The sequence below is a fragment of the Streptomyces sp. NPDC047017 genome, assembly GCF_040644175.1.
Classification (GTDB): Bacteria; Actinomycetota; Actinomycetes; order Streptomycetales; family Streptomycetaceae; genus Streptomyces.
Genome location: NZ_JBEYVW010000011.1, coordinates 145,144 through 169,588, shown reverse-complemented (window position 1 = coordinate 169,588; position 24,445 = coordinate 145,144). Strand labels below are relative to the sequence as shown.

Below are 24,445 nucleotides of genomic sequence, written 5' to 3'. Positions count from 1 at the left end.
CCGGCAGCCACCGGCCCGTCAAGGACGGCGGGCGGTTCAGCCGCCGGTGGCGAATCCGGGGAAGAGAGTCATGCCGCCGTCCACATAGAGGGTGGTGCCCACCACGTAGTCCATGAGGTCCGACGCCAGCCCGGCGACCGCGTGGGCGATGTCCTCCGGATCGCCGACGCGCCCGTAGGGAATCAGCCGCAGCAGTTCTTTCTCGGCGTCGGGGGTGGTCCAGGCGTCGCGATTGATGGGAGTCCGGATGGCTCCCGGAGCGACCGCGTTCACTCTGATCCTGTGCGGTGCCAGCTCCTGGGCCAGCGTCTCCATCATCATCTGGACGCCGCCCTTGGACGCCGCGTAGTTGACGTGGCCGGCCCAGGGGATGAGCTGGTGCACGGAACTCATGCAGATGATCTTCCCGGCCGCTCGCGACACCTCGGGAACGACCCCTCTGCGCAGGAACTCCTTCGTCGCTTCACGGGCGCACAGGAACTGACCGGTGAGATTGACGTCCAGTACCTTCTGCCACTGCGCCGTCGTCATCTCGGTGAACGGAGCGTCGCGCTGCAACCCGGCGTTGGCCACGAGAATGTCGACGGTCCCGAACTCCTGCACCATCCGGCCGACCATCGCGACGACCTGATCCTCCTGGGACACATCGGCCTCGTACGCCATCGCGCGCACGCCGTAACCGGTGATCTCCTCGACCACCTGCTCGGCCTCGTCGCGCCCGGCGACGTAGTTCACGACCACGTCCGCCCCGGCACGCCCCAGGCCGATGGCCGTCGCCTTGCCGATGCCCGAGTTGGCACCGGTGACGAGTGCCTTCTGCCCCTTGAGCAGCTGCGAGGGAATGACGCCCCGAGGGGCTCCTTGGGTCACGCTCACGCCGGTTCTCCTTCTCCACTGGCTCCCCCCGGCCTCGTGCGAGCCTGGTCGGCCCCTCTCGACAACGAACCATCCCCGAGCCCACCCCACACGCCGGGGGCGTGCGGATTGCGCCGAACGGTCGAACGCGGCCGGATGCCGGCGGCGTGCGACTCCGGCATCCGGCCGGCAAAGCCGCTTCCTCCGGAGTGCGGGCGGCGAACGCGCGGGATAGGCTTTACGGCAGGAACATCGATATGTCCAGGCGGTTCACCCCGCTGGTTCGCGTTGTACGCGATCATCACAAGCTCCTGCGGCGACCCGACGAACGCGGTGCGACTCCTCGCTTCCGCGGAGCTGAGCAACGGCCGCGTCCCTTCGCTCTCCCGTCTCGCGCCCCGCGCGCGGTGTGCTCGCAGCGCACCGAGTGACACCGGCTTCCAGCGCCGCAGTCCCCATTACCGTGGAGGTCGGGATGAGAGTTGTCGTCGATCTTTCCCGATGTGAAGGGTATGCGCAGTGCGCCTTCCTGGCTCCGGACGCGTTCCGGATGCACGGCGAGGAAGCGCTGATGTACGTACCGAACCCGGATGACGACCGGCGCGAACAGGTGCTGCGCGCTGCGGCTGCCTGCCCGGTCCAGGCCATCCTGGTCGACCAGTTGGAGGGGCGGGTCTCGCCGGCGGAGGCGTCGACGCCATGACCAGCGCCGACAACCTGCAAGCGTTCAAGAGGGACGGCCGTATCGTGGTCGTCGGGGCATCGCTGGCCGGACTGCGGGCCGCGGAGGCGCTGCGCGACGAGGGATTCACCGGATCACTGACCATGATCGGCGAGGAACTGGGCGAGCCCTACGACCGGCCTCCGCTGTCCAAGCAGGTTCTGACCGGGTGGGTGCCGGCCGAGAACACCGCACTGCCACGCCGTCGTGACATCGACGCGGAATGGCTGCTGGGCGTGCCTGCCCGCGGGCTGGACCTGGCGGCCAATCAGGTGCGTCTCGCCGACGGACGCGACGTACCCTTCGACCGGGTGCTGATCTCCACCGGTGTGCGCGCACGGCCTTGGTTCGTCGAGAGCGAGGCGGCCCTGGACGGGGTCTTCGTGGTGCGGACGCGCGAACACGCCGCGGCCCTGCAGCGAGCCCTCGCCTCCGGGCCGTCACGCGTGCTGATCATCGGCGCGGGATTCACCGGGTCCGAGATCGCCTCCGTCTGCCGCGAGAGAGACATCCCGGTGACCGTCGCGGAACTCGCACCGGCCCCGCTGGTCGGTGCGCTCGGCGCCATGATCGGCCAGGTCGCGGCGGACATGCAGCGTGATCACGGCGTCGACCTGCGCTGCGGTGTCAAGGTCACCCGGCTGGAGGGCGACGCGCAGGGGCGTCTTCGCCGCGCCCACTTCGACGACGGCACCACGATCGACGCGGACGTGGCGGTGGTCGCCCTCGGCGGCATCCGCAACACCGAATGGCTGCGGGGCTCGGGGCTCGCGGCGGGTGTCTGGGGGATCGCCTGCGACACCGGCTGCCGCGCCCTCGACCTCAACGGCCTGGTCACCGATGACATCTTCGTCGCCGGAGACGTGGCACGCTGCCCGAACCCCGTCTACGAGTACCGGCTCATCTCCCTGGAGCACTGGGCCAACGCGGTGGAGCAGGCCGAGGTGGCGGCGCACAACATGGTCAGCGGCCAGGCGGACCGCTGGCCCCATCTGTCCATCCCGCTGTTCTGGTCGATCCAGTTCGGGGTCAACATCAAGTCCGTCGGCGTACCCACCTTCGCCGACGAGGTGGTCGTCACCCAGGGATCGGTGTCCGACCACCGCTTCGTCGCCGCATACGGCTATCACGGCCGCGTCACCGCGGCGGTGAGTTTCAACAACGCGAAGTGGCTGGACCACTACCGCGGGCTCATCGAGACGGCCGCGCCCTTCCCGCCTCCCTGCCCCGCGCCCGACCAGCCCGCCGACATGAAACCGGTGCCTGTCGACTTCCCCGGCCCCACCCTGCTCGCCCAGGGCGCCACCGTGGTCGTCACCGGTCACAACCCGAGTGAGCGGCGCGTCACGGCCGCATACCAGCAGCATCGGTAGGAGCGAGAGCGAGATGACCACGACCGAAGCACCCGGAACGCTCCAGCGGATCCTGGACTACTCCTCCCGGGCCGATCCCTACCCGCTCTACGCCGAACTGCGCAAGACGCCCGTGGCCCGGCAGGAGGACGGCAGCTACGTCGTCAGCACCTACCGCGAGATCGCGGACATCCTGCACAACCCCTACCTGAGTTCGGACACCCGCAATCTCTCGCATCCCACGCCCGGCGCCGAGGCAGGAACCACACCGGCGTTCATCAACCTCGACCCGCCCGAGCACGACCGTCTGCGCCGTATGGCGATGCGTCACTTCGGTCCCCCGCACACCCCGGGGCTGGTGACCGGCATGGAGCCCGCTCTGGCGGCCATCGTCAGTGGCCTGATCGACGACTTCGCGGGCAAGGAAGAGATCGACATCGTCGACGACTTCGCCTACCCGTTCCCCGTCGCCGTGATCTGCCACCTGCTCGGTGTGCCACGCGAGGACGAACCCCGTTTCCACGTCTGGGTGGACGACATCATCAACTCGATCGACTACGACCCCAAGACCGACCCGAAGGAAAAGCTGGACAAGGGCGTACAGGCTCGTAAGGATCTCCGCGAGTATCTCGGCGGGCTGCTGGAGCGACGTCATGGGCGGCCCGGCGACGACCTGTTGTCACAGCTGGCCAACGACGACGGGCCCGACGGCCGGATGACCGACGACGAGATCGTCTCCACCGCCAACCTCCTGCTGATCGCCGGCCACGAGACCACCGTCAACCTCATCACCAACGGCATGCTGACGCTGCTGCGCCAGCCCCAGGTGCTGCGGCGGCTGCGCGACGAACCGGACCTGATCGTGCCGCTGGTCGAGGAACTGCTCCGCTACGAACCGCCCGTGCACATCATCCCCTGGCGAGCCGCGTACAGCGAGATGACCGTCGGCGAGACCGTCATCCCCCAGGGCTCGCAGATCATGCTGATGCTGGCCTCGGGCAGCCGCGATCCGAACCGCTTCCCCGACCCCGACCGCTTCGACCCCGACCGCCGTGACAACCAGCACCTGGGCTTCGGCAGCGGCATCCACCTGTGCTTCGGCGGCCCGCTGGCCCGCCGGGAGACCCAGATCGCCCTGACCGAACTGGTACGCCGCCTCGACCAGCCCAGACTGGTGAGCGACCCCCCACCGTACCGACGCAGCCCCATTCTGCGCGGGCCGATCCATTTGCGCGTCGAGCGCGGTGACGGTTAGGGCGCGACGCCGGAAGCGTTCCGGACCTGGGTGGAGGTCACTTGTCCGTGGCGGTGGCCCGGCGGTACGCGAGGATGATCCCCCCGAGCCTGCTCTCGGCCGAGGTGAGAGTGCGGTGTGACTCGACCGCGAAGCCGGCCTCGTCGAGCCACGCCGTCATCCGGTCGTGCCGCCGGCGATGGACGCGGACTTTCATCGGGTGGCCGCCGTACCCCTCGGTCTTCCACCGCGACTCGTCACCGACGTGGAAGCCGAGCAGCAGCGGTCCGCCGGGCCGGATCACCCGCCGGAAGTGCGCGAGGACCGGGCCGATCTCGTCGTCGGGGACGTGGATCAACGAGTACCAGGCGATCAGACCGGTCACCGACGCGTCAGGGAGGTCCAGGTCCGTCATGGAGCCGAGATCGAACCGGAGACCGGGGTGATCGCGACGGGCCACCTCGATCATTCCGGGCGACAGATCGATCCCGAACACGTCCACGCCCAGGTGCCGGAGATGGGCCGTGATCCTTCCCGTCCCGCACCCCACGTCCGCGACCTGCCCGCCGCCCCGGGCGCGCACGAGGCCGGCGAACAACGCCAGGACCGCGCGTTCCTCGGGCGTCTCGTCCAGGAGGTGACGTGTCAGGTCCGCGTAACTGGCAGCGACGGTGTCATAGGACGTCCGTGTGTCGTCCAGCCAGCCGTCGGTGTTCTGTCGTCCCATGGCCACGAGGGCACCCTACCCAACAGCCCTGTGCTGCGGTGCCCTTGATGATCCCCACGTTCACCAGAACTGCCGGAGGTTGAAGGACCGCAAGGAGACGCGGCTCGCGGGCTCGGTCGAGCTTCTGGCGTACAGCAGCGGCATCGCCGTACCGGGCGGGCCGTACGCCGCGCTCCAGGCGAGCCACTGATACGCGTCCCAGCCCCGCTCCATGCCGATGCCCACGCCGCCCTTGCGCAAGGTGGTCAGAGCCAGGCGATGGTGGAAGGCGACGTCGTAGCGAGCCCGGACCTCCAGTGGCTGGCGCTGGTGCCGGTCGAACCAGCGCAGCGCCGACACGCCACGTTCGCTGGGATGTTCGGAGTTCTTGTGGAGCCGGAGCAGGCGGTCGAGGTCGAGCGGCTCGTTGCGCAGGAAGCGCGCCATCTTTCCCTTCGCTTCCTCGACGGCCGAGTCCAGCGTCCCGCCGCTGCTCCAACGGGGGTCGGTGGGCGCCCCTGCCCAGTCCGGGCCGAACGCCTCTTCCATGTCACGCTCGACCGCGTCGCTGAAGGGGTCCAGCGGCGTGAACCGGAATTCCGTTCCCGGGGCGGCCGCCGCATGGTGCCGGGCCAGCAACGTCCGTATGTCGTCCGCGTGCTGATCGAGGAGGCGGAGCAGGTGCTCGATCCTCCCGTCGAGCGCGTAACGCGTGAAGACGAGGGAGTTCACCGTGCCGGCGGCCCGATCGGTCGCCGTCTGCTGGGAGACGTTGACCGTCCGCTTCCTCGCGAGCGAGTTGTCCATCAGCGAAGCGACGAAGGCCACCATGCGGCGGGCACCCGTGTCGCTGACGTGCTCGGGAAGGACCGGGTCGCTCACCCCGGCCCGGTGCGCGCACAGCCCGATCTCCACGTCCAGGGACGGCCGGTCCTCCAGCAGCACCGAGAGGAAACGCGCGCCCTCCAGGTAGCGGTTGGCCTCCGGGTTGAACGTCTCGCTCTGCCGGCTGAAACGGAAGCCGGCGATCATGGTGGGGACCAGGGCCAGCATGCGCGACACGGTGAGGTCGCTGCGCTGGGGTCTGGGCAGCCGGTCCAGAAGCTCTCTCGCCTTGATGATCTCCTGCCGTGCGGCGGCCTGACCACTGCACGCGTAGATCATCGCCGCGATCGCCGCCTCCCACCGGCGCGGCCGCTTGAGTGCCAGCGGATGGATTCCCGCCACCTCGTCCGGAGCGGGAAGCCGCAGATCGACCGGGTCCGTCTCCTTGCGGATGCCGCACAGCTCCACCATCTCGCGCGGGTCGATCCTCGAACCGTTGTAGCGGCTGAGCGCCTGCGACCTCGAACAGTCCCAGAACGTCATCTCATCGGCCATCTCTGTCCTCTCTCTGCTCGTCAGTCGTCGTGCCGTCCGCGCAGGACGAGCCAGTACCCGCAGGCCGCCAGCGCCCCGCCCCCAGCGCCGCGCTCGCGCCCCACAGGGCGGTCGGACCCACGGTGTCCAGGGCGTATCCCGAGACCGCCGGGGCGACGCAGGCCGCCGCGGCCCAGGCGAAGCTGCACACGCCCTGGTAGCGCCCGTGCGCATGGCCCGGTACCAGCTCGGCCGCCGTGGCCGTGGAGGTCGGCGCCAGGACGATCTCGCCGACCGTCCAGACCACCACGGTCAGGGCGTACGCCGTGAGGGAGCCGGCCACTGCCGTCAGCCCCAGTCCTCCGCCGAGGAGCAGGGCCCCGACGACCAGCGGACCCGCGGGACCGTACCGCGAGAGGACCCGGCCCGCGGGGAGTTGCAGCGCCACGGCGAGAAGGCCGTTGAGGCTGATCACCAGGCCGTAGTCCCGCGCGGTGTGCTCCGCCCGCGCCATGCTGAGGGGCAGCGCGGTGCTGACCTCCTGCATCAGCAGCCCGGCCACGAAGGTCACGGCCACGAAGGCGAGAAAGCGGCGATGCCGCGCCAAACCCCCGGCTCCCGCGGGGCTGGTGGCGCTCGCCGGCCCCGCCGGATCGGGCCGTGTCTCGGGCACGGTGAGGTACACGGTCAGCGCGCACAGCACGGTCAGCGCCGCCTCGGCGAGGAAGAGCAGGACATGGCCGCGCCCGGCCAGCACCCCGGCGAGCGCGGCCGAGACGGCCACACCGATGTTGACGGCCCAATACAGGAGGGAGAAAGCCCTCACGCGGGCCGCCGCGGTGACCACGTCGGCCACCACGGCCTGGACGACCGGACGGGACGCGTTGCCCGCCAGGCCGACCAGGCACGCGGTGACCAGGAGCGCCACCCGGCCCTGCGCGAACGCCGGCGCCCCCGTGGCGAGGGCGGTCAGGAGCTGGCTGCCCAACAGGGTCACCCGCCTGCCCAGCCGGTCCGCGAGCACGCCGCCGCCGACCGCGCCACCGACGCCGTACACCGTGGTCACGAGACCGGCGAAGGACGCCGAGCGGCCCCGTTCCAGCGTCACGAACAGCGACAGGAACACGAGGACGAAGCCGCCGAGCCGGTTGACGAGCATGGCGGTCCACAGCCACCAGAACGCGCGGGGCAGCGCCGGCCGGGCGTCTGCCGCCGCACGCGCGGTGTCCTGGGCATCCGTGGTCACGGGGTGACGGACTCCTCGCTTCCAAGGACGGGCACGGTGAGGACGGGGTGGAGGGGCACGGTGAGGTGCGCCGGGGCGCCGCCGGCGACCGGGAACGCGGCGCTCACACCGCGGCCATCGCGTTGCCGATGTAGTTCGGCAACGCGACGAGCCGGCTCCACAACTCGTCGAGGCTGACCGGGTAGCGCTCCCGGTAGCGGCGGGTGACCGCCTCCACCTCGGCCCACGTCGACGGCATGGCACCCCCGTTGAGGCCGGCCGCCAGGTCGTCGTAGAGCGGGGTGCCGGGGCGCAGGAAGAGCTGGTTGAGCCCGAAGTACCCGGGCAGTGAAGCGGCCCAGTCGACCACTTCGCCGCTCAGGCAGGCCGGGTCGCCGGGCAGGCCCAGCAGGATGAAGGCGAACGGCGTGATCCCGGCCGCCGACAGCTTGCGGATCGCCGCGTCGATCTTCTCCGCCGGTACGCGTTTGCCGACGCCGGTCTCGGCGACGGCCGGCGACTCGGCACCCAGCCACATGCCGTTGCACCCGGCGGCCGCCCACAGGCCGACGTCCTGCCGCAGCACCACTTCCGCCCGGCTCTGACCGCTCCAGCCGATGCCGGCTCCGGTGAGGCTCGCGCACAGCTCCTTGTAGAAGCTCGGATGCAGGCCGAAGACGTAGTCGAGGAAGAACAGCGAGTCCACGCCGCGTTCGCGCATGGCGTCGATCTCCGCGAGGGTGCGCCCCACGCCCTGCGGGCGCATCCGGGTACCGAACGGCAGATGGCAGAACGTGCAGCCGTACGTGCAGCCGCGCACCCCGAGGACCATGCCGCACGCTCCGCGCCTGACCCGCCCGCCGGTGAACGTCTCGGCCGTGTAGGCGGTCAGGTCCAGGAGGTCGTAGGCGGGCAGGGGCGCCTCGTCGAGGTCCAGCGGCGGGTACGTCCCGCTCAGCGGCAGCTCGCCGAGTACGGGCCTGCCGCTCAGCAACTCCCGGACACCGTGCACCGCCGCCGCGTCCGCCTCGCCCCGCGCCACATGGTCCGCCCCCAGCTCGCGCCGCGTGGCCGTGGGCAGCTGGGTGGCGTGCGGGCCGACCGCGACGACCGCGGCCCCCGGCCAGGTCCGCCGCACCTCCTCCACGGCGGTCCGCACCGGGCCCAGATCGAGGGGGTAGCACTGGGCGCGGTCCGCGATCGCCGTGACGACGACAGCCACGTCGACCTGGCCGACGGGGGGCGCCGCGAGGCTCAGGCGCCGGTCCCAGACGACGACGCCGACCCCGTCCTGGCGCAGCACCGCGGCCGCGTTGGCCACGTCCAGGGGAATCTGCAGGAAGTCGCGCTCGAACTCGTCGGCGGCGACGACGAAACATACGGTGGTCATGCCGGCTCCGGGGTCATGGGGGCGGGGGTGGCAGGTGAGGTCGAGGGGGCCGGGGCCGACGGCACCCGTACGACCGTGCCGGTGCGCGCGGCCTCGTACACCGCGAGAACGCTCAGCAGGGCCCTGCGGCCCTCCTCGCCGTCGACGCCGGGCGGGCGGCCCTCGGCGACCGCGTCGCAGAAGTCGAGGAGCTGGTCGCCGTGCGGCGCGGGGAGCAGGCCGCTGGCGTCCCGCGGCTGCTCGGGGGCGGCCGGGCGGCGCTCCGCGGCCTGGTTGCCCGCCCCGTAGGCGCCGTAGGCCGAGGTGTCGTCGTCCGGTCCCGCGGCGTGGAAGTAGGCGAGTTCGTCGTTGTCGATCACGGCGCTGCCCCGGTCGCCGTGCACCGTCAGGCGCGTGGTGCGCCCCGGGTACGCGGCGGTCGTCGCCAGCAGGGACGTCAGGGCGCCACTGGCGTGCCGCAGGCTCGCGGTGACGACGTCCTCGACCTCGATGCCCTGGTGGCCCTTGAGAGCGGTGTGCGCGGTGACCTCCACGACCGGGCCCATCAGCCACTGGACGAGGTCGACGGCGTGCACCCCCTGGTTGAGCAGCGCGCCCCCGCCGTCCAGGGCGCGGCTGCCGCGCCAGTCACCCGAGTCGTAGTACGACTGGCCGCGCCACAGGGGGACCTCCACGAGACCGGACGTCAGCGTGCCGAGTTCCCCCGCGCCGAGGGCGGAACGCAGCATCCGGGAGGCGGGGTCGTAGCGGCGCTGGCTGATGACGGCGAGGGCGCGTCCGGCCTTGCGCGCGCTGTCGATCAGCTGGTCCGCTGCCTCGGCGGTCACGTCGATGGGCTTCTCCACGACGACGTGCTTGCCCGCGGCCAGGGCCTGTCGCCCCAGTTCGGCGTGGAGTCCGCTGGGCGCGCACACACTGATGACATCGATATCAGGGCGGTCGAGGAGGGTGGCGACGTCCGTCGCCTCACTGCCGGTCTCCGCCGCCAGCCGGTGCGCGCGCTCCGGCGAGGGCGAGGCGACGGCGACGAGGCGGGCCCGCGCGGCGAGCGGGGGATAGGACGTGAGCACCCGGGCGTGCAGGCCGCCGATCACACCGCAGCCGATGACACCGAAGCGGAGCCTGCTCATGCGACGCCTCCGCCCAGCTGCGCCACCGCGGCGGGGGCACGGTCACGGCCGAAGTGGCCGGCGAGAGCGCTGATGCGGTGCACGGGCCGCAGGTCGACCGGGGGCAGCGGCAGGTCGCCGAACAGTTGCGCGACCGCGATGCGCAGGGCGTTGTCCATGGGGGAGTCGTTCACCAGCATCTCCTGGCGTCCGGTGGGGAGGTGGGCCGTCAGCCGGTGTGTGTTATCGGGCAGCCGGCCACCGTCCGCCGGCGCCACCGGGTCCAGCTCGGCGGTGAACAGCGCGGGTCCCGCCTGGATCTGGGCGAGCCGTCGCCGGCCGCCGGTGGAGCGCCCGAAGGCGCGGACCCAGTCGGGGACGTCGGCGGCACCCGGCGGATCGCCGACGACCGAGGAGTACAGCTCCAGCTCCACGCCGTCCGCCACCGTGGCCCGTTCGCGGGCGGTCGTCACGAAGTAGTCCTCGTGGACGACGCCGCGCACGTCCTCGACCGGGCTCTCGACGTAGGCCCGGTAGGCATCGGGAGGCAGCAACCGGCTCGCCACCGCCAGCATGTGCGGCCATTCGTACCCGAAGACGCCGTGGTCGCGGTCGACGAACCGGCCCGCCTCCATGTCGGCGCGCCGGTCCTTGCTGAAGGCGACACGCACCGCCGTCACCGGGTGGGCCGGCATGTGCCGGCGCCGGAGGTCGTCCAGCAGGCGCAGCGCGTGGGCGTGCCGGTACTGGTTCATCACCACCACGCGTGCCTCGGGATGCTGCTCCAGCAGCCCCAGGAGGCGCGGCACGTCCTGCGCCCGGCAGGCCGGCTTCTCCATGATGACCCGGGCCCGCGGATCGCGCTCCAGGACCGCCGCCAGGGCGTCGACATGAGTCTGCGTGGGCGTGCAGAGCGACCAGAGGTGCACGGGAGCCGACACCTCCCGCACCGTGGACCGGTGCTCGACGGGACGGTGGTTGTAGGCGCCGGCGGGCACACCGGTCAGTGCCGGGTCCGGATCGACGGTGCAGACGCGCAGGCCGGCGGCTTCCAGCAGCCGGTGGTGCAGCCGGCCGGCCACTCCGTAGCCGACGACGCACACACGGGGCAGCTCATGCATGCGCGTCGCCACCGTCCTCGACGAGCCCGGCGGCCGGCCCGGCGGTGTCGGCGAGATACGTCTCGTAATAGGCGTCGTACAGTCCCGCTTCCCGTACCGCCTCGTCCACGACCCCGAGGTGCACCCCGGACGACAGTGTCGCCGCGGCACGGCACATGTGCTTGGCGGCTATCAGTGTGGCGGCGCGGTAGGCGTCGTAGCCACGGTTCGGGATGCCCTCGTAGGCGAAGAGGTTCAGCGACCGGCCGTCACCGAGGAGGATCGCCGAGCGGCTGCCGGGCAGGGTGTGGCGAACGCCCACACCGGGGACGGGTGTCACCGTCGTGGCGACACGGCGTTCACTGAGCAGGCTGAAGTCGCGGGTGGCGAATCCGGCCAGGAGCACGCCGTCGGGCAGCAGTCCCAGATCGGCCTCGGTGAGCGCGTCCTCGCCGGTGGTGCCGAGGATCAGGAACGGGCGGATGCGCAGCAGGGCCGCACGGGCCGAGCGGCTGGTGTCGAACCCCTCCTCGGCGGCGCGTACGAGGGCGAGCGTGTCGGTGTCCACGACGGTGACGCGGCACCCGGCCGCGCGCAGCGCCCTGGCGATCCGGGCGCCGAGGGTCCCGAAGCCCAGCGACAGCACCCGTCGCCCCACGAACTTCTCTCCCGGCACGATGGCGCGCAGCCGCCGGACGCAGGAGTCGGCGATCTCGTTGTACGCCAGGTGTGTCTTGACCTCGGAGCGCGCCATGTTGAAGACGGGCAGGCGCATGTCATCGGCCGCCGAGATGCGCTTGAGACCGCTGACGGTCAACTCCAGTGCGGCGTCCGGCTGTTCGGTGACCAGTCGGTCGTGGGCGGAGCCGAGGGCGATGATGCCGCCGTCGTCGACCATGAGCACACGTCTGCCTTCGGTACGCGCCGCGCGGATGAAGGCGTCGACGTCGGCACCCACGTCGCGTGCGCGGGCCACCTCCTCGTCGGTGGCGGTGCCGTTCACGACGGAGTTGTCGAGCGTGGCACTGCGGTAGCCCCGGGACAGGAACCAGCCGTGCACGCGGTCCCGGCGCAACGTCTTGTCACCCTTGTCCAAGGCGTAGATCCACTGCGGCGAGAATCCGGCGCGTTCGGCGGCGAGCAGGAAGCCGACGCTGTTCTCCACGTAGTGGTCGCGGAATATCAGGGCCCAGTCGGCGAGCGCGCTGTCCTCGGTCGCGTACCGGCGCAGCAGCGGCATCGCCTCCCACAGCGTCGCCACCTCGGTGTCGCTGAACGCGGCACCCTCGCTTCGCAGGGCCTCGGCCAGCGCCCACGCGACGGCGGTCGGTCTCGGCGCGTCCGGCCGGACGCCTTCCGTCAGCACGGCGGCGCGCCAGCGCGGGGTGGGCGGATCGCTGTGCTCCAGCGCGTACGGCGCGCAGTCCGGCTCGGGTGTGAACTGCACCGTGACGAAACCGGCACCGGTGTCCACGGAGTGCGCGTAGCCGCCGTCGTCGAGGGCGACCACCTCATGGCCTTCCAGCGCTGGTTCCGCCGGGTCCGGCCACTGCCGCAGGCCCAGGCGCAGCAGAACGTCCGACGACCAGTGCCCGTCGATCACGGCGTGGAGCCGCGCGGTGGCGCCGGCCCGCGACAACCGGTCGTCGTTCGGGGATGTGCCCATCAGGGCGTTGAACGTCATGTGCACACTCCTTCGTCACCCGCCCCTGGATATCCGGAATTGCGGGTGTCATGGTCGGGTGGCGGATATGGCGACGGAATGCGTGTTTTCAGCCGGGGGCCTGACCGCAACCCCACAGGGCGGGCGAGGAAAGCACCCGTGTGCTCACTGTGTCGGAGTTTCGGACCGGATGGATCATGCGCCGTGATCCACACAGCATGGTTTATGGTGCCGCGTCAGTCGTGTCAAGCACGGGTCGGAACCGATCCGGCCTTCATTACATGAAGATAATTCCGACATTTCAGGGTGCCGAAGTCCGGACCGCCCTGGATTTCTCCGCGCCTCTGGAACGAAGCGCTCCGTTCCGCGAAATGGCCGGTTCGCCATTCTCCCTGTCCTGTTCCAGTCGCTGTCGTCTCTCCGCATGACGAGTTCCTTAGCGAGAACAGGCTGTCGGGTGGCAGAAGCGCTCTCATCGGCGCCGATGCGTCGATGGTCCCGGATTGACGCGGTAAACCCGGAGAAGTCGAATTTCCGGTGTCCGATCGGTAAAAGGCCGTCATAGGCGACCGGCGCCCGGGAGTGGTCATGGAGAAGAGCGGGTCGCGAATGTCCGGTCCGGGCGACGGTCGTCGGGAATGCCGGAGCAGCGTGCCCGATCGGCCGGCCGACAGCCCTTCGGTGCATGGCCGCTCGGGTGGGGAAAGCCGCACGATCGTTGCCCTAGAGGCCATGAGTTCCGGCCCTTTCGGTCACACCGGCACGGCCCGGAATGCCGGCCACACCTCTATATCGGCCGTGGAGGCACGGCCCACCGGCATTCGAAGCACGGCCCACTGACATCCGAGCGCGCCGATCGCCTACGAGGGGCGGGGCGGGTTCGAGCGGCCTGCTGTGGTGCGCCCCGGGGCAAACATGGGATGATAGGTCGAATCGAAACATGGGATGTTAGGCTGTTCGGAGACGGTCTGGTGCGGCGATGGGTGAAGGACAGCGAATGCCACTGCAGAACACTCCCCGCAGGAACCTCGTGGACTCCGTGATCGGGCAGATCGAGGACCTCATCGGCCGGGGCGAGTGGCCCGTGGGCACGAAGATCCCTGCCGAGCCGGTCCTGGTGGAGCAGTTGGGTGTGGGCCGCAACACGGTCCGGGAAGCGGTGCGCGCCCTCGCCTACACCGGTCTGCTCGGGCCCCGCCCCGGCGACGGCACGTACGTGCTGGCCAGCAGCGGACTCGGCGCCGCCGTCAAGCGCCGGCTGCGGTACGGCACCGCGATCGAGGCGTACGAGGTCCGTGCGAGCCTCGAACGCGACGCCGCGCGCTACGCCGCCATGCGCCGCACGGAGGAGGACATCGCCCGCATCCGGCAGGCGCTGGCCGTCCGGGAGGACGCCTGGAACCAGGGCGGTGACGACACCTCCGCGTTCATCGAGGCCGACCTCGCCTTCCATCGCGCGGTGGCCGCCGCCGCGGGCAACTCCGTTCTCGCGGAGCTGTACGACCAGTTCAGTGACTCCTTCTACCTGACGCTCCACTCGGTCGTCGGAGCCCCGCTGCCGGAAGCGGTACGCCGCCAGGTGGCCGAGCACACGGCCATCGTCGACGCCATCGAGCGCGGCGACCCGGAAGCCGCCGAGAAGGCGGCACTGCATCACCTCTCGGCCGCGGCGGACGCACTTCGCGACCTCTCCCGGTGACGGCGTCCCACGCCAGGTGACGGAGCGCGGTAGACCGCCGGCGTTCTGCTCGGTCCGCCCGTTCCGCGCGCCGCGAAGAGTTCCGCAAGAAAGGACAGACCCGACCATGACACAGAAGGCCGTACAGACGGACGGCGGACAGTTGCCGCCGGCCGGTGAACGCAACGGAGAAAGCGGCAGCAGCGCAGGACGCGTCGCGTGGATCACCGTCGCGGGCATCGTGCTGCTCGCCCTCAACCTGCGCCCCGCACTGGTCGCGGTCTCGCCGCTGACACCGGTCATCGGCCGGGAAGCCGGGCTCAGCTCGTCCGCCATCAGCCTGCTCACCTCGCTCCCGCTGCTCTGCTTCGGCCTGCTGGCCCCGGTCTCCCCCCGGCTCGGCCGCCGCCTGGGCATGGAGCGGGCCCTGCTGGTGGCGATGGTCCTGGTGATCGTCGGTACGGCGATCCGCCTGATCCCGGACATGGCGGCGCTCTTCGGCGGGACGGTGGTCATCGGAGCCGGGATCGCCATCGGCAATGTGCTGCTGCCCGGCCTGATCAAGCGGGACTTCCCGCACCGCGTGGGACCGATGATGGGCGTGTACTCGATGACGCTCTTCGCCGGTGCGGCCGCGGCGGCCGGCCTGACCGTGCCGGTCCAGCATCTGTCGGGGCTGGGCTGGCGGGCCATGCTCACCTGCTGGGGAGCCCTGGCCGTGCTGGCACTGGCCGTGTGGCTGCCGCAGGTACGCAAGCGCTCGCGCGTCTCCTCCCGTGCGGCGGCCGAGGCGACCCACCCCGTCCGGGGCCTGTGGCGCCAGCCCCTGGCCTGGCACGTCGCCGCCTTCATGGGACTCCAGTCCCTCACCTACTACGCGGCGGCCGCCTGGATCCCGACCCTGCTGGAGAACGCGGGACTCAGCCAGGGCACGGCCGGGTGGATGCTGTCCTTCTCCTCACTGCTGGGCATCGCCGGCTCCTTCCTGGCCCCGGTGCTCGCGGAACGGCGCATGCCGGCCGGAGCCGTCGCGACCGCGTCCACCGTGCTCTCCGCGAGCGGCATCGCCGGCCTCCTCGCGGCCCCGGCGGCAGCGCCGTACGTGTGGATGGTCCTGCTGGGCCTCGGTCAGGGCGGGGCGATCAGCCTGGCGATGCTCTTCATCGTGCAGCGGGCTCCCGACACCCGCCACGTGGCGCAACTGTCCAGCATGGCCCAGTGCTTCGGCTACATCCTGGCCGCCTCCGGTCCGCTGGTGCTCGGAACGCTGCACGACACGTCCGGCGCCTGGACCCTGCCACTGACCGTCCTGCTGGCACTGCTCGTCCTCCAGGCCGTCTTCGGCCTGCTGGCTTCCCGCAACCGCCACGTACGGGACAGCGCCTCGGTATCCGGCCCACGCCCGGACCGGTAAGAGAACGGCAGCGCACCCACCGACCGCTCCAGCCGCTGGATCGGCCGGCGGTGTGGACTGATCGCCTGACAGCCCGCCGCCGGCGATGCCGCGGTGCCGGTCGAAGCGCCTGCCGACTCCATTCAGCTCTCCTGGTTTGCCCGGTCCCGCGCCGCCTCGTCCCATGGGAAACGGCATCGGCGCTCGGCCGGCTGAGAGGTGCGGATCTGCGCCCCGCGGCCGGACCTTGGCGGAGCCGGGCTGCGCGACCAGCGCACCCGCGCCGTCCTTGACCCCCTGGGCCGGCGGGAACCCGGCACGGACGGCGGCTCCCGGCGGTGACACCCGCCCCGCCCGGAGCCGGACGAGGACAGATCGGGAACGGACCAGGCACAGGAAGAAGGACAGCCACCGTGTCCAAGGAACTGCTGGCACTGCAGGTCTGGCCAGGAAAGGTGCTCCGCGTGAGCACCGGCGACGGCGACGTGCACGCCCTCGTCGAGGACGCCGGCGCCGCACCGGACGGCATCGTCGTCGATTCCCGCGTCGCCTACTGGACCACCATGGGAACGCCCACGACCGACCCGGACACCCCCGGCGAGGCCGGGCAGGACTTCTCCCGCCGCAACGGCGGCGTCCACGCCTTCCCCCTCGACGGCGGAACACCACGCGAGGTACTCCCGGCCGGAGCGATCACCACCGGCAAGCAGCTGACCTCCGACGGCGCCGGGACACTGTACTGGGGCGATCGCGAAGGCCACCGGATCAGCAGGGTCCGCACGGACGGCACCGGCCTGACCGACCTGGTGGTCACCCCCGCCGGTGACGGCATCCTGGGCGAGTGCGTCGGCGTGGCCGTCGATCCCGCCCGAGGGCACCTGTACTGGACGCAGAAGGGACCGGCCAAGGGCGGCCAGGGCCGGATCTTCCGCACCGGCCTGGACATGCCGCCCGGCGAGAACGCCGAGAACCGCTCCGACGTCGAACTGCTCTGGAGCGGCCTCCCCGAGCCGATCGACCTGCACCTGGACGGCGACTGGCTGTACTGGACCGACCGCGGCGCGGCCCCCGACGGCAACACACTCAACCGCGCACCCGTCCCCGCCCCCGGCACACACGGGCGGCCCCCCGAGATCCTGGCCACCGGCTTCGCCGAGGCCATCGGCCTCGCCGTCGACAGCGAGGCCGGCCTGGCCTACGTCTCCGACCTCGGCGGCCACATCAGAGCCGTCCCCCTCCCCGACGGCCCCGCCGCGGCCCGGACCCCCTGGGACGTCGTCACCCTCCCGAACCCACTGACCGGGCTGTGCCTGCTGCCCTGAAGGGGTGACGGAAGGCGGCCGTGGCCACGCGGCCTGAAGCGAGTCCCCGCCCGGCCCGATGCACCACGTGAGCACCGACAGGCAGGGCGCTCTGCCCGGGATACTGAGAGCTGGTCACCGCCGCCTGGCAGGACGTGCGGGACTTCCTCGGCCTCGCCGGCAACTGGGCCGCGGAACACCTCCCGACGCACGCCGCCGCCGTCACCGCCGCCCTGGCCCGGGCACTGGACCTGGAGCCCACCGATTGACCAGTTTCCTGACCCACCGGGCGTACGTGCACGACACCCGGCTCCCCGCCCACCGGCGGCACAGCGCGCTGCGTACCCGCCTCACCGTCTTCGCGCCCTACGGCCTGCGGGCCACGTACCACCACCTCACACTCAGCGCGGCGATCCCCCGGCGCCTGGAGGCGGACCCGGACGCGCTGGTGCGGGCGGTGGAGGAACCGCACGAGGCGCGGGTGCTGTGGCTCGCGCGGGCGGAGGAGTACGCCGCGTGGCGCCGGACGGAGAAGCGGGCCGGGCGGCGGGCCGTACCGAACCCTCGGCCGTGGTGGCTGCGGAACCGGTGGGAGGGACCGGACCGCGCCTGGTACGACGACCCGGTCCGCCACCCGCCGCTGCGCCTGCCCGCGTACGTGCGTCGGCAGCACGCGCTGCTGGGCGGCGCCGAGCCGCCCGGCTGCCCGGCCTGCGGCGACGAGGGATCACCGGAGCCGCACGCGACCGGGCACGGACGGGTTGAGCTGTGCGGCCGGTGCGCGTGGGTACGGGAGCCGTGTCCGTGCGGGCGGCAGCACCGGCTCGTGCCGGAGACCCCGTACGGCTGGGACGAACTCTGGCAACGGGCGCACAGGAACGACACCGGCATGCCGAACTAGGCTCACCGCCGTGACGGAGATCATCGATTACGGACGCTTCCGGGAACGGCTGGAGGGCCAACGGCCTGCTGGCGAGCCGGGCATGGCGGCCACCGGGCCGCGCTGGGAGCTGCTACGCGAGTTCCAGGAGCAGTGGGGGTACACACCGACGGGCGGCGAGCGCCGGGAGCGGGAGGCGCCCGACCCCCACCGGGAGTACCCCGCCGGGCTGAAGGCGGAGCACTCGGACGGACCGGAGGACGACCGGCCGGAGAGCGTCGACCCCCGCGTCCCGGTACCGGCGGCACTGTACGAATGGTGGAACCTGCCCTTCAACTCGTTCGCCGACCGCTCGGAGCTGTACGAGACCAACCCCGAGTGGCCGCCCACCGTCCGCCCCGACCCGGGCGGCTACGGTGCCTCGGACGGGCTGCCGAGCGACAACCCCTTCACCGAACCGCACGAGGACCCACGCGTCTGCGTGTTCATGGCGGAGAACCAGTACTGCAACGAGTGGGGCTACCCCGCCGCCCGCGCCCACCTCGCCGACCCACCGGTCCTCGTGTCCGCCATGGACGACGACGGCGAGGAAGGCTGGATACGCCAGGCCCACAGCGTCTCGGAGTTCTTCCTGCTGCTCGCCGTGGTCCGGCTGCTCCCGCACTACGGCTGGACCGTCGAGGACGACGAGCCCGGCGCCGGACTCCTCGCCCGCGTAAAGGAGAAGCTGACCCCTCTGGGCTTCGAACCCTGGCGCGAGATGACCTGCCGCAGCGAGTACTACGGCGGCCTCGACGTCATCGTCTGCCACGACCCGCAAAGCGACTACCTCCGCGAACTCACCGTCTACGGCCGCAGCCGTGAGGCACTGGAGCGCCTCGCGGAGACCCTGGGAGCCGACTGGTCCGAGGACATCCGCGAGCCGGAGAGCCACAGCAGCCCACGCCCACCCGAGGTCACCTGCCGTCCGAACGGCAGTCCCGGAAACTGATCAACCCCCAAAGGATTCACGACGCAGATCACTTAGGATCGCAACGCCAGATCCAGCCCCGACCGGTGAGGAACTCCAACGACCATGTCCGAAGAACGCGTTGTCGTCATCACGGGTGGCGGTACCGGCATCGGTGCCGCCACCGCCCGGCTGTTGCGGGCCGGCGGACACCAGGTCGTCGTCGGCGGCCGGCGTCCCGAACCGCTGCGACAACTCGCCGACGAGACCGGCGTCCTGGCACACCCCGGCGACCTCGCGGACCCGGCGGCGATCCAGGACCTGGTCGACACCGCGGTCGCCCGCTACGGCAGGATCGACGGACTCGTCCTCAACGCGGGCATCGGCCGCGGCGGCGCGGTCGGCGACCTCTCGGACGAGACCTGGGACGAGGTACTGCGCACCAACCTGACCGGCCCGTTCCTGATGCTGCGCGCCGCCCTTCCGCACCTGCTGGCGGCCCGCGGCGCGGTCGTCGCGGTCGCCTCCGTCTCGGCGTTGCGCAACGGCTGGGGCAACGCCGTGTACGCCACCTCCAAGGCCGCGCTCCTCCAGCTGTGCCGCTCGGTGGCCGTCGACTACGGCAGCCAGGGGGTGCGGGCCAACACCGTGTGCCCCACCTGGGTGCGCACCGAGATGGCCGACGGCCGCATGGCCCGCTTCGCGGCGGAGGAGAGCCTGGGCGGCGGCGTCGAGGAGGCGTACGCGGCGGCCACGCGACTGGTGCCCGCCGGGCGCCCCGGCGACCCGTCCGAGGTCGCCGAGGCGATCGCCTGGCTGCTGTCGCCCGCGGCCTCCTTCGTCAACGGCGCGACCCTCACGGTGGACGGCGGCACCACGGCACTCGACCCGGGAACGGTGCCGTTCCGCTACCGCATGGAGGACCGGGAGACGGGTCGCTGACGGCCGGCCACAGGGCCGGTCACCGGTCACCTGCGATAGACCGGCGCCGAGCGCAGCGCGCACACAGGCGAACCCGTCCCCGACCGGCTCGCGCTAAACTCCGGCGGCTCGTCGGCCCAGGACGGGTTCGGCCAGGAGTCTCGCCGGGCCGCACAGCGTCTGGCCGTGCCGGGCGAAGAACTCGTCCCGGGAGTCGAAGCGCCCCAGATCCGTGAGCACGTACGCCGAGAGGTCACACGAACCGTCCGACGCGGGACAGGCCATGGCCCCGTCCCAGTCGACGTTCGTCCTGGCCAGTGCCTCGAAGAGCGTCTTTGGACCTGCGTTCGTGAAGCCGCCGCCGATCCGTCCGGGCGGCGCGCCGGCACCGCCGAAGAGTTCGGACACGGGCAGCCAGGGCGCGGCGGCGTGATCGGCTTCCGGCAGCCCGTCGATGCGGAACTCCGGCCAGGCGAGCACCACTCGGTCGGGAACGAGCCGGCGCAGCCGGGGGAAGCGCGGGTACCAGAAGGTGCCGTCCACGACCAGACCACGCACCCGGGAGGGAACGCCCCACGCTCGCGCGACCGCCTCCAGTACGGCCATCCGCTGACTGCAGGAGCCCCGGCCGAGCCGCAGGACCCGGGACACCGGCCGCGTCTCCTCCACCGAGTACACGGGACGGACCTCCGTGGAGATCCACCGATGTGCGTGGCGGAGGGCCGCCACCTTCGCCGAAGGCCCCTCCATGTCCTGGGCCGTCATGCCGAGATTCCGTACGGCCGACCGGACCCGTGGATGCCCCCGATCGAGAATCCGCGTCGGCGACGTTCCTCCGCACGCGTCACGGCCGACGTCCGCGGCCTGTCGAGCGCGCCCACACGGCGTCAGCGGCGTACTCACCATGTCCGGCCCCTCCCACCCAGATAGCAGCCCAGTCTCCACCAACGACGGCGAGTCCGGCGACGGATCCGCCTTCCGGCCGATGCCACGTCCGATGACGCGACGGCCGGGCGAGTGGACGGGGCGGGCTCCTTTCAGCGGACGGCGTCGAACACGTTCTTCTGCGCGTCGTTGGCGTAGGCCTCGTGCTCGACCAGCGTCAGTTTCAGCCGGAGACAGGTGCCGGCGTGTGGGCGGTGGCGGTCAGGATGAGGACGGCCTGGTCGTCGTCCGTGCCGTTGCCGCCGGTGAAGTCCCGGACGGCGCGGGTGAGGGCGTCCAGGACGGCGGAGGCGCCCCGTGGGGGCGGGGTGAGTGACTGGACGAGACGTTCTTCGCCGAACTGCTCTTTCTCCGCGTTGACGGCCTCGGTGATGCCGTCGGTGTAGAGAGCGAGGCTTTCCCCGGGGGTGAGGTGGAGGCGGCGGGCGCACAGGTGAGGACTGGGCACCACGCCCAGGAGGGCGCCGTCGCTGTGGACGAGGTGGGCAGCGTCGGCGGACAGGTGCACGGGGAGGGTGTGGCCGGCGCGGACGAATTCGATGTCGAGGCCGGTCTCGGTGGCCGCGAAGTGACCGTAGACGAGGGTGACGAAGCCGGTGCCGTGACTGCCGTGTCTCCTGGCCAGGGCGCGGTTGACCGCCTGCACGACGGCTTCGGGGCCGGGCAGGAGAGGCGCCACGGCGCGGGCGGTGTGGCGGACCAGCGCGGTCGTGGTGGCCGCCAGGGCGCCGCGGCCGCAGACGTCGCCGAGCATGAACGCCCAGCGTCCGTCATCCAGGGGGAACACGTCGTAGAAGTCGCCGCCGATCTCCAGTCCCTCGCCGGCGGGGTGGTAGAAGGTGGCCAGCTCGGCCCCGGGCAGAGTGGGCAGGTCGGGCAGGAGCAGTCCGGCCTGCAGATCGCGGGCGAGGGTGACGCGCTGGGTGTACTGGCGGGAGTTGCGGACGGCGGAGGCGGCACGGCGGGCGAGTTCCTCGGCCAGGGCCACGGCGTGCCCGTCGAAGGTGTGCCCGCCGGTGCTGAGCAGGGTCAGGGCGCCGAAGGCGTGCCCGCGGTCGACCAGGGGCACGCACACGTATCCCGTGACCTGGAGGTCGCTCCAGGGCCCGGGGCCGGTGGGAGTGCGGCGGGCGACCTCGCTCAGGGACGAGGCCAGCACACGGGCGACGGCGTCGTCGTCGGCGTCGTACACCGGGATGTGGGAGGCCAGCAGCCGCTGGTCGCCGGGGGTGGGCGCGGCGGTGGCCACCCGGCGTACCCGGCCGGACTCGACGATGTCGACGGCGCACAGCGGGGCCAGGGCCGGCACGCACAGGTCGGCCAGCCGCTGGAGGATCTGCGCGTGGTCCAGGTCGGCGCCCAGCTCGGTGCTGGCCTTGAGCAGGAAGGCCAGGTCGTCCCGGGCCGCCTTCTCCCGGGCCTCGGCGGCCCGGCGGGCCTGCTCGGTCAGATGGCGTTCGATGGCCAGTGCCGCGGTGTCCGCGAAGACGCCGGCGAGTGCGAGGTCGGCGTCCGAGGGCGCGCGCGGGACGCGGTGGTACATGGCGAAGGTGCCCAGCAGCCGCCCGTCGCGGGCCAGGATGGGAGTGGACCAGCAGGCGGCGAGGCGGGCGCGGTCGGCCAGGTGACGGAAGTCGTCCCAGTAGGGGTCGGTGGCGACATCCGTGACGATGACCGGCTGCCGGCGGTGGGCGGCGGTGCCGCACGACCCGACGCCGTCGCCGGTGGCGATGCCGTCGATGGCCCGGTTGTAGAAGTCCGGCAGGCTCGGGGCGGCCCCGTGGCGCAGGTGGCGTCCGTCCTCGTCGGCGAGCAGCACCGAGACCAGCACCCCGGGCGACAGCTCCTCGATGACTCGTGCCATGCCGTCCAGAACGTCGTCCAGCGGGGCCTGGCGGGCGATCTGCTCCAGCAAAGCGCGGTGCTCGGCGGTCAGCCTCTGGGCATGCTTGACCTGGGTGGTCTCCACCCCGATCACCCGCACCCCTATGACATTGCCGCCCAGGTCGCGGCGCGGCTCGTAGGAGAAGTCGAAGAACGCCTCCCGCGCCTGCGAGCCCGTACCAAGCAGTACCCGCGCGTCCCGGCCGGTGTAGGGCCGACCGCTGCGGTAGACCCGGTCCAGCAAGCCGATGAAGCCCTGCTCGGCCAGTTCCGGCATCAGCTCCCCGATGGGCAGCCCCGTGCGAGGCGGGCCGGTACGGCCGATGGCGGCGAAGAACGCCGGGTTCGCCGTCTCCAGCAGGTGGGCGGGGCCGGCCATGGAGGCGAAGACAGCCGTCGACTCACCGAACAACGCCCGCAGGTCCGCCTCGGCAGACCGCTCCCGGACTCCCTCCGCAGACCGCTCCCGGACCCCTTCGGGTCGGGACGGGGCGTCCGGCCGTTGTGGGCTCCCGGTCATCTTTCCCACCCCTCCACAGCGTCAGATCCGGCACGGTCACCGGCCAGACTGTCATGCCCGCCCCAGCCGGCGGCAAGGGCCTCCTGCGTAGTGGCGTGCATGGCGATCACCTGGTGCAGGCCCGTGAGCGTGAAGACCCGGGCGACCGACGCCGGCACGGCCGCCAGCCGCAGCAGTCCGTCCGCACCGGACAGACGCTGGTGGACCCGGACCAGAGCGCCGATACCGGAGGAGTCACAGAACTCCAAAGAGGCGCAGTCGACCACCACCAGCTTCGTCACCGGTCGCTGGACCAGAACCGCGTCAGCGGCCTCATGCAGCTGTACCGCGCTGTCGAAGTCCAGCTCCCCGCGCAGCCCGAGCACCGTCGCCGCACCCACCGGTCTGACGTCCACCGAAAACACCTGCCGCCGCGCCTCCTGTCCGCACCTGGAACGCAGGAACATCATCGTAGAACCGCCGCCTCACCGAGACGAACCCCGTCCGCGGGCCGGCACCCGGACCGCGCCGCGTCGTGCTGGGGCGGGCAGCTCCGTCGACGGCGGGAGGGGGGAGCGCCGGACGCTTGGCGTGACCGCACTACCGCGCCCAGCGCCCCATGGCCGGCGAGGTACCGATCAGGCACTCGATACCGGCAGGGAAGCCGACGAGGGCGTACGCGGTGAGGCGCAGCTGGCCCTCAAGACAGACCAGGTCGTCCTGGCTCTCGCCGACGAGGACGAGCGGAGGAAAGCACTCGCCTCGGGCGAGCGCGGGGGCTGCCTCGACGAACGGCTCGTTGGGCACGGCGAACCCCCGTAGCCCCGCCTTGACGCGTGCGGCCGCGTCGGCCGGCCGACGGCTGCCGCCCGACAGCTCGACCCAGTAGGAACAGTCGAGGTAGCGCACGCCGGCCGCCTCCCCGGCGGTCAGGAGCGCCCTGGTCCACCTGACGTGAGCGGGGAAGTTCTCGAACAGGCCGCGGTTCTCCCCGTACCCGCGCGTCGCAGCGAGCAGGGCGCGACGTGCGCGGTTCGCTCCGGCGTCGGAGAGGTCCGGATGCGTCAGCGACTGCTCCACCTGCCCGGCTGCCGCCAGGTGGGACCGGAGGTTCTGGCCGGACCTCCGGCTGGACAGCTCACCGCCCAAGAAGCAGGCGACCATCTCGTCCTCGCTGCTCACCCCCAGTACCTGCACGACCGTCAGCACAGGACCGGCCTCGCCGGACACCCCAGGCCGCGTCGGAGCACGGCCCCGCCGGGGGAGGCGGGGACTTCTTGG

General features: G+C 71.7%; 21 protein-coding genes. 9 read left to right on the top strand and 12 right to left on the bottom strand.

The genetic code is table 11. From position 1 onward, the window contains the following. Positions 1-36: 36 nt before the first annotated feature. The gene (locus tag ABZ858_RS20180) at positions 37-876 is read right to left on the bottom strand and encodes an SDR family oxidoreductase (protein WP_361379974.1); all 840 of its coding nucleotides are present in this window, start codon (positions 874-876) and stop codon (positions 37-39) included. 454 nt (positions 877-1,330) lie between these two features. Between ABZ858_RS20180 and ABZ858_RS20175 the strand changes: the two genes are divergently transcribed. The 3 genes from ABZ858_RS20175 to ABZ858_RS20165 are packed head-to-tail and all read left to right on the top strand — an operon-like array spanning position 1,331 to position 4,183. Continuing rightward, positions 1,331-1,558, top strand: a complete 228-nt coding sequence (locus ABZ858_RS20175) for a ferredoxin (RefSeq protein WP_361379971.1) — start codon at positions 1,331-1,333, stop codon at positions 1,556-1,558. Beyond that, a complete protein-coding gene (locus ABZ858_RS20170; RefSeq protein ID WP_361379968.1) occupies positions 1,555-2,949 on the top strand; it encodes an FAD/NAD(P)-binding oxidoreductase in 1,395 nt (464 codons plus the stop codon). The genes ABZ858_RS20175 and ABZ858_RS20170 overlap by 4 nt, the downstream gene beginning before the upstream one ends. A 13-nt stretch (positions 2,950-2,962) precedes the next feature. Then, positions 2,963-4,183, top strand: coding sequence for a cytochrome P450 (locus ABZ858_RS20165; RefSeq protein ID WP_361379965.1), 1,221 nt, complete (start codon positions 2,963-2,965; stop codon positions 4,181-4,183). A gap of 37 nt (positions 4,184-4,220) precedes the next feature. Here the strand turns inward: ABZ858_RS20165 and ABZ858_RS20160 are convergent, their stop codons facing one another. The 7 genes from ABZ858_RS20160 to ABZ858_RS20130 form a co-directional block, all read right to left on the bottom strand. Beyond that, positions 4,221-4,889: a methyltransferase domain-containing protein gene (locus ABZ858_RS20160; protein ID WP_361379962.1), complete on the bottom strand. Its 669-nt coding sequence runs from the start codon at positions 4,887-4,889 to the stop codon at positions 4,221-4,223. A 60-nt stretch (positions 4,890-4,949) separates the two neighbouring features. Then, positions 4,950-6,248, bottom strand: coding sequence for a hypothetical protein (locus tag ABZ858_RS20155; RefSeq protein ID WP_361379960.1), 1,299 nt, complete (start codon positions 6,246-6,248; stop codon positions 4,950-4,952). Further along, positions 6,238-7,473: an MFS transporter gene (locus tag ABZ858_RS20150; RefSeq protein ID WP_361379957.1), complete on the bottom strand. Its 1,236-nt coding sequence runs from the start codon at positions 7,471-7,473 to the stop codon at positions 6,238-6,240. Before ABZ858_RS20150 ends, ABZ858_RS20155 begins: the two co-directional genes overlap by 11 nt. 103 nt (positions 7,474-7,576) lie before the next feature. After that, positions 7,577-8,842: a radical SAM protein gene (locus ABZ858_RS20145; RefSeq protein WP_361379954.1), complete on the bottom strand. Its 1,266-nt coding sequence runs from the start codon at positions 8,840-8,842 to the stop codon at positions 7,577-7,579. Continuing rightward, complete coding sequence (locus ABZ858_RS20140; protein ID WP_361379951.1) at positions 8,839-9,972, bottom strand: Gfo/Idh/MocA family oxidoreductase; 1,134 nt, start codon at positions 9,970-9,972, stop codon at positions 8,839-8,841. The genes ABZ858_RS20145 and ABZ858_RS20140 overlap by 4 nt, the downstream gene beginning before the upstream one ends. Continuing rightward, a complete protein-coding gene (locus tag ABZ858_RS20135) occupies positions 9,969-11,072 on the bottom strand; it encodes a Gfo/Idh/MocA family oxidoreductase (RefSeq protein ID WP_361379948.1) in 1,104 nt (367 codons plus the stop codon). Before ABZ858_RS20135 ends, ABZ858_RS20140 begins: the two co-directional genes overlap by 4 nt. Beyond that, positions 11,065-12,735 carry a hypothetical protein gene (locus ABZ858_RS20130; protein WP_361379945.1) on the bottom strand — a complete coding sequence of 557 codons (1,671 nt, stop codon included), beginning with the start codon at positions 12,733-12,735 and terminating at the stop codon, positions 11,065-11,067. The genes ABZ858_RS20135 and ABZ858_RS20130 overlap by 8 nt, the downstream gene beginning before the upstream one ends. A 976-nt stretch (positions 12,736-13,711) precedes the next feature. On the opposite strand from ABZ858_RS20130, the gene ABZ858_RS20125 reads away from it, so the two are divergent. The 6 genes from ABZ858_RS20125 (at position 13,712) to ABZ858_RS20100 (ending at position 19,857) form a co-directional block, all read left to right on the top strand. Next, the gene (locus ABZ858_RS20125) at positions 13,712-14,413 is read left to right on the top strand and encodes a FadR/GntR family transcriptional regulator (RefSeq protein WP_361379942.1); all 702 of its coding nucleotides are present in this window, start codon (positions 13,712-13,714) and stop codon (positions 14,411-14,413) included. Between the two features lie 106 nt (positions 14,414-14,519). Next, positions 14,520-15,806 (top strand): MFS transporter, encoded by a 1,287-nt coding sequence (locus ABZ858_RS20120; RefSeq protein ID WP_361379938.1) that lies wholly within the window; start codon positions 14,520-14,522, stop codon positions 15,804-15,806. A 392-nt stretch (positions 15,807-16,198) separates the two neighbouring features. Continuing rightward, the gene (locus ABZ858_RS20115) at positions 16,199-17,107 is read left to right on the top strand and encodes a hypothetical protein (RefSeq protein ID WP_361379935.1); all 909 of its coding nucleotides are present in this window, start codon (positions 16,199-16,201) and stop codon (positions 17,105-17,107) included. Between the two features lie 244 nt (positions 17,108-17,351). Beyond that, the gene (locus ABZ858_RS20110) at positions 17,352-17,987 is read left to right on the top strand and encodes a hypothetical protein (protein WP_361379932.1); all 636 of its coding nucleotides are present in this window, start codon (positions 17,352-17,354) and stop codon (positions 17,985-17,987) included. Between the two features lie 10 nt (positions 17,988-17,997). Further along, positions 17,998-18,957, top strand: coding sequence for a hypothetical protein (locus tag ABZ858_RS20105; RefSeq protein WP_361379929.1), 960 nt, complete (start codon positions 17,998-18,000; stop codon positions 18,955-18,957). 84 nt (positions 18,958-19,041) lie between these two features. Further along, a complete protein-coding gene (locus ABZ858_RS20100; RefSeq protein WP_361379926.1) occupies positions 19,042-19,857 on the top strand; it encodes an SDR family oxidoreductase in 816 nt (271 codons plus the stop codon). Between the two features lie 93 nt (positions 19,858-19,950). On the opposite strand, the gene ABZ858_RS20095 is transcribed toward ABZ858_RS20100, so the two are convergent. The 4 genes from ABZ858_RS20095 to ABZ858_RS20080 all read right to left on the bottom strand — a co-directional run bounded on the left by ABZ858_RS20095 (position 19,951) and on the right by ABZ858_RS20080 (position 24,346). Next, entirely contained in the window at positions 19,951-20,742 is a 792-nt protein-coding gene (locus tag ABZ858_RS20095; RefSeq protein ID WP_361379923.1) for a transglutaminase domain-containing protein, read from the bottom strand. A 202-nt stretch (positions 20,743-20,944) separates the two neighbouring features. Continuing rightward, on the bottom strand, positions 20,945-23,044 hold the full coding sequence (locus tag ABZ858_RS20090) for a SpoIIE family protein phosphatase (protein ID WP_361379920.1): 2,100 nt from the start codon (positions 23,042-23,044) through the stop codon (positions 20,945-20,947). Between the two features lie 137 nt (positions 23,045-23,181). Further along, the gene (locus ABZ858_RS20085; protein ID WP_361379917.1) at positions 23,182-23,634 is read right to left on the bottom strand and encodes an STAS domain-containing protein; all 453 of its coding nucleotides are present in this window, start codon (positions 23,632-23,634) and stop codon (positions 23,182-23,184) included. 130 nt (positions 23,635-23,764) lie between these two features. Then, entirely contained in the window at positions 23,765-24,346 is a 582-nt protein-coding gene (locus ABZ858_RS20080; protein ID WP_361379914.1) for a hypothetical protein, read from the bottom strand. Positions 24,347-24,445: the final 99 nt, after the last annotated feature.

What these genes read in the sequence shown, in the direction of transcription:
- ABZ858_RS20165 (WP_361379965.1), top strand. Translation starts at nt 2,963, where the DNA reads ATGACCACGACCGAAGCACCCGGAACGCTCCAGCGGATCCTGGACTAC.
- ABZ858_RS20125 (WP_361379942.1), top strand. Translation starts at nt 13,712, where the DNA reads ATGCCACTGCAGAACACTCCCCGCAGGAACCTCGTGGACTCCGTGATC.
- ABZ858_RS20145 (WP_361379954.1), bottom strand. Translation starts at nt 8,842, where the DNA reads ATGACCACCGTATGTTTCGTCGTCGCCGCCGACGAGTTCGAGCGCGAC.
- ABZ858_RS20095 (WP_361379923.1), bottom strand. Translation starts at nt 20,742, where the DNA reads ATGGTGAGTACGCCGCTGACGCCGTGTGGGCGCGCTCGACAGGCCGCG.
- ABZ858_RS20175 (WP_361379971.1), top strand. Translation starts at nt 1,331, where the DNA reads ATGAGAGTTGTCGTCGATCTTTCCCGATGTGAAGGGTATGCGCAGTGC.
- ABZ858_RS20170 (WP_361379968.1), top strand. Translation starts at nt 1,555, where the DNA reads ATGACCAGCGCCGACAACCTGCAAGCGTTCAAGAGGGACGGCCGTATC.
- ABZ858_RS20100 (WP_361379926.1), top strand. Translation starts at nt 19,042, where the DNA reads ATGTCCGAAGAACGCGTTGTCGTCATCACGGGTGGCGGTACCGGCATC.
- ABZ858_RS20130 (WP_361379945.1), bottom strand. Translation starts at nt 12,735, where the DNA reads ATGACGTTCAACGCCCTGATGGGCACATCCCCGAACGACGACCGGTTG.
- ABZ858_RS20135 (WP_361379948.1), bottom strand. Translation starts at nt 11,072, where the DNA reads ATGCATGAGCTGCCCCGTGTGTGCGTCGTCGGCTACGGAGTGGCCGGC.
- ABZ858_RS20160 (WP_361379962.1), bottom strand. Translation starts at nt 4,889, where the DNA reads ATGGGACGACAGAACACCGACGGCTGGCTGGACGACACACGGACGTCC.
- ABZ858_RS20120 (WP_361379938.1), top strand. Translation starts at nt 14,520, where the DNA reads ATGACACAGAAGGCCGTACAGACGGACGGCGGACAGTTGCCGCCGGCC.
- ABZ858_RS20155 (WP_361379960.1), bottom strand. Translation starts at nt 6,248, where the DNA reads ATGGCCGATGAGATGACGTTCTGGGACTGTTCGAGGTCGCAGGCGCTC.
- ABZ858_RS20140 (WP_361379951.1), bottom strand. Translation starts at nt 9,972, where the DNA reads ATGAGCAGGCTCCGCTTCGGTGTCATCGGCTGCGGTGTGATCGGCGGC.
- ABZ858_RS20090 (WP_361379920.1), bottom strand. Translation starts at nt 23,044, where the DNA reads ATGGCCGGCCCCGCCCACCTGCTGGAGACGGCGAACCCGGCGTTCTTC.
- ABZ858_RS20085 (WP_361379917.1), bottom strand. Translation starts at nt 23,634, where the DNA reads ATGATGTTCCTGCGTTCCAGGTGCGGACAGGAGGCGCGGCGGCAGGTG.